The sequence below is a fragment of the Mesotoga sp. HF07.pep.5.2.highcov genome (assembly GCF_003666285.1).
Lineage (GTDB): Bacteria > Thermotogota > Thermotogae > Petrotogales > Kosmotogaceae > Mesotoga > Mesotoga prima.
Window position 1 is genome coordinate 1 of record NZ_JFHJ01000131.1, and the last position, 4,349, is coordinate 4,349.

A 4,349-nucleotide genomic window follows, 5' to 3' on the forward strand; every position below is an offset into this window, starting at 1 on the left:
CTGATCGGTGGAATGACATTGGCAGTAGGTTACGGAACGAAGGCAATGCAGAGAGTTCAGGATCCTACAACCTGTGAGAACTTTGTGGATGCAGACGGTGACGGAATAAATGACAACTGTCCGAATGACGGTGTAAGAGAACTTAAGAATGCCCAGGACGGAACAGGCTACAGGCACGGAGCTTCTGGCGAAAAGGGACCGGGACTCGGCAGAGGATTCGGAAAAGCAGCACAGCTGTAAAATTAAACCCCTAGTAATTCAAGTCAAGGGCCCGAAAGGGTCCTTGTTCTTATAATGATGAAATCAGAATAACAGCCTTCCAAACCCACAGACTCCTCGTTTCTTCTGCTCTGTCACCCCGAAACGAGTTCGGGATGACACAGCGAGGGACTTCCAAAAGCCGCTGTCGGGATAATTTCCTCAGTTGCATTGAAACCTGAATTGATTGTCGCTCTCATCACGAGACCCAGTATCCTGTACTCGATACCCTGCCCTTCGCGTCATCTGAACTTGATTCAGCATCCCGTTCTAAGACCCGCTGTACGCTTAAGAACGAAGACCCGCTTTTCGCTGATCGCTGAACGCTTACAATAGCCGAGAAAGCGTATGTTCGAGAGTTCGCTGCGCTCACGAGAAGACGAGAGCGAAATAGGGACTGACGATTCTCCTAGCGTCTGTCCCGTTTTTCGCGTGGGCCAGGGATCCTGACCAGGACCATTGTCAGGATGACGTTTGGGGGAGTCATCCCGTAATGCCTCCGCTGCTGTCATCCCGTAAAGTTTGCCCTGAATCCACTCACATAGTCATCCCGTAATGCTCCTATACGGGATCTCGTTCCTTTTCTTCCTTCTCTCCCTCTCTCTTTTTTCTCCCTCTGTCTCTCTCTTTCCTAAAAAATGGAGTTCTTAAAGGTATGCATTCCTCTGGCCTCTTACGTCTTCTTCTAGGACTGTTGACGATCTCTGTATCATGGATGATCAATCCACATAATTCGTATAATTTATGGAGTAATGATCCATAAAAAGCATTCAAGGTGGTATTATTTAATTGGTGATGAAGATGGATTTTTCGACAGTAGCATTTTACAATCCATGGTGGGACGAAAAAAGCAAGAATACAGACTTAACTTTCCATCTAGTTGACAAGTACGAGAGTAGCTCATTCAAGAGAGACTACAACGGGTTTTTTGATCTTACTGGAAATAACCTGTATGTCGTCAGGGGTCCACGTAAGATTGGAAAGTCTACTCTGCTGAAGTTTACCATAGCAAAACTCCTGAAATCGGGAGAGAGACGCTCAGTGCTCTATCTCCCACTGGATACAATATCCAGAGTAGATGAGCTGAGAAGCCTTTTGTTTCAATATCTTCAATTCACCAGAAACGAGAAGAAGCGATATGTATTTATTGATGAAATCACGATGGTCGATCAGTGGCAACGAGCAGTCAAAGAGGTTCGAGACAATACGGAGATGGTCAATGACTTCTTTGCTTTAACTGGCTCCTCTGCAATTGACTTAAAGAGGTCATCTGAAAGGCTTCCGGGTAGAAAAGGGCAAAGCGGGAAGGATATTCTACTTCTTCCGTTGACTTTCAGAGAGTACCTTAGTTGCAAGAAGGTTGAGGGACTTCCGAAATGTCAACCCGAGGATATTCTGAAAATGGTTCCGGCGGACTCTTTTGAACTGCTCATTAAAAACGAAATTCTCAAGACTGAATTCTTCAACTATGTTGCTTCAGGAGGATTCCCCTCTGCAATTGAAGCTTATTCAAAAGGTGAAAGTCGCGAAACGTTAATTAACACTTTCTGGGAGATCCTCATAGGAAACATAGAGAGGTATGGTCTTTCAAGAGCGAAACTCATCCAGATACTTACCTATGTCTCTAGCAGACTTTCATCAAGATTCTCCTGGAGCAGTGCGGCAAGCGAGACGGAAATAGACACAAAGACATTTCAAAAATACGTTGAAGTATTGGGAATCGACTACTTACTTCTAACCCTCAAGCACATGGATCAAAAAACACATCTACCTTCAGAAAAGAAACAGAAGAAGATATATTACTGCGACAGACTAATCTCAGATGTAGTATCGCAAAAGCTTGGTGTTCAGCTTGAGAGAAGCGCAATACTGGAGAACATCATGACGACCAACTGCGCATTCGCTTTCGGAAAGAACCTTGATAATGGACTTGATTCGATTACTGACTTCGGTTACTGGTATTCAAAAGAAGGAAAGGAAATCGACTTGCTAGTAAAAGACGTTCCGGTCGAGCTGAAGTATCAGAACAACATAACCAACCAGGATCTATCGACCATAAAAAGACACTTCAAAAAGGGGATCATCCTTTCCAAGCATACTATTGATCTTTCTGGAGATATAAAAATACTGCCTCTTCACATCTTTCTCGCGATTACTGGACAGTAAATCCTTCCGGGATTACCCCCGGAAAAAATGGGGACTGACAAATCTTCTAATGTCTGTACCCATTTTTGCGAGGGACAGGGATTCTGACCAGAAGCACGTCAGATGACATGAGGCGAGAGTATCCTGCCGCGAAAACATGTTGCTTCATCCAGTATATCCCCACTGTCATCCCGCAGTGCTCCTGCACGGGATCTCAGTCCTTCTCTTCCTTCTCACCTCTCCCTTTTCTCTCGGGCTCATTACGAAGGAAAAAAGAACCTGGACGCGACGTGTCGAAGAATCGTTCTTCCCTGCGTAAAGCGGTCAGTGTTTCTCATCCACTCGGCTCCTTCCCCGCGAAGCGGGCCTTGCGTCCTGGCATGATTTTTGCCAGCCCTGCGTCCCGGGATGTACTTCCCGGCCTTGCGTCCGCCGACGATCTTCGGCGCCTTGCGTCTTGCAACTTCTAGTCGGAAGACGGAGAACCGGTGACTGCTGACAGCAAATCTGTTCTAATGAATCAAGAACTATATTACAGGAAGGTAAATAATGGAGTCTGTCCCGAAAAACACGAAAAACACGAAAGGTTCGTCATTCTTCTCGTCCTTATCGCCCTCTCTCTTTTCTCTCGGGTTCATTAAGTAAGAAAAAAGATGCTAGGCGTGAAGTGTCGAAGAATCGTTTTCCCCAGCGTACAGCCTTCAGCGTTTGTTGTCCAAGCGGCTCTTTCCCCGCGAAGCGGGCATTGCGACCGCCGATGCTCTTCGGCGCATTGCGTCTTGCAACTTCTAGTCGGAGGACGGAGAACTGATGACGGTTGACCTGAGAGGCTCCTTGCGAAGCAGCATCACTTCTTGAATTAACCCTCGCCGCTCCGGTGTTTGAAGGACCTGCAAGCAAGAGTATGCAAATTCTTGAGCAAATGCTCAGTGACAATCACGTGTGTTAATTCGTCATAGTGATTGATATAATTCATGTTGAGTAAGAGGAGGTATTTTGTTGAAAGAACGTCGTGGCATTTTTGAACTCGTTGACCTGAATTCGTGGAGGGAATTAGGAGTGGCTGCGCCCGGAAGAAATGAGAAGTACTGGTTTGTCAATCATTTTGGCGAGGAGTGGCTCTTTAAGATACCGAAAGTGGGAACAACAGAACATGTATCTGAGAAACTGGCTTATGAAATTGCTAAGCTTGTTGGAATTGAAGCTGCGGAGACTGAGTTTGCAATATATAAGGGGAGACTCGGTACAGTTAGTAAGAACTTCGTAGAAGTCGATAAGGGAGAGAACCTGATAGAGATGTTGGATCTGATTCAAAAGATGCAACCAGGATAAGATCCCGAATTAATGAAAGATACGTTGACAGGTAGAGAGTATTCTCTGGAGCTTGTAATAGACGTAATCCGGGCAACAAGGGAAGCACTTACAACCAAAGTTATGCAGTATTTAATTTTTGATGCTTTGATAGGTAACAGCGATAGACACCATGGGAACTGGGGAATAATATATGGTGGTCTCGGAGAAATAAGAATGGCACCCTCATATGATCACAGTGCATCGCTTGGTTCGAAGATAAGGGAAGAGGACATTGAGAATATTCTGAAGGATAAGAGACGCTTCATGGCAAATGTTGAAACGAAGGCAAAGTCACTATTGGTATTCTCCGGAAAAAGAAAAGTCACACATAAAGAATTGCTCATTTACATAAGAGACAATTTTGCTGACAGTGAGTTAGTTAGTACAATACTTGGCATGGCAAGCAAGATTAACAGAACCAACGCGAATGCTATAATTGATCGAGTACCTTGCGAGATACTTAGCAGAACAACGAAAGACTTATTGCTGGAACTGATTATCGCAAAAAGGCAATTGTTAGAGGAAGTGTTTGGATGAGAAAAGCAGTGCTGTATTATAGAGCAGAACCAGACAGGAAGATTCCCATTGGATTC

Annotated in this window: 4 protein-coding genes; all 4 read left to right on the plus strand. The window is 44.9% G+C overall.

All coding sequences use genetic code 11. The annotated features are described in order from the left end of the window. A partial coding sequence (locus BG32_RS02045; RefSeq protein WP_121526321.1) for a hypothetical protein occupies positions 1–240 on the plus strand: 240 nt, incomplete at its 5' end. Positions 241–1,053: 813 nt separating this feature from the next. Beyond that, on the plus strand, positions 1,054–2,424 hold the full coding sequence (locus BG32_RS02050) for an ATP-binding protein (RefSeq protein WP_259459439.1): 1,371 nt from the start codon (positions 1,054–1,056) through the stop codon (positions 2,422–2,424). A gap of 978 nt (positions 2,425–3,402) precedes the next feature. Continuing rightward, positions 3,403–3,735, plus strand: coding sequence for a hypothetical protein (locus BG32_RS02055; protein ID WP_121526323.1), 333 nt, complete (start codon positions 3,403–3,405; stop codon positions 3,733–3,735). Positions 3,736–3,747: 12 nt separating this feature from the next. Continuing rightward, positions 3,748–4,293, plus strand: a complete 546-nt coding sequence (locus BG32_RS02060; protein WP_121526324.1) for a HipA domain-containing protein — start codon at positions 3,748–3,750, stop codon at positions 4,291–4,293. The last annotated feature ends 56 nt before the right edge of the window (positions 4,294–4,349 follow it).

What these genes read in the sequence shown, in the direction of transcription:
- BG32_RS02060 (WP_121526324.1), top strand. Translation starts at nt 3,748, where the DNA reads ATGAAAGATACGTTGACAGGTAGAGAGTATTCTCTGGAGCTTGTAATA.
- BG32_RS02050 (WP_259459439.1), top strand. Translation starts at nt 1,054, where the DNA reads ATGAAGATGGATTTTTCGACAGTAGCATTTTACAATCCATGGTGGGAC.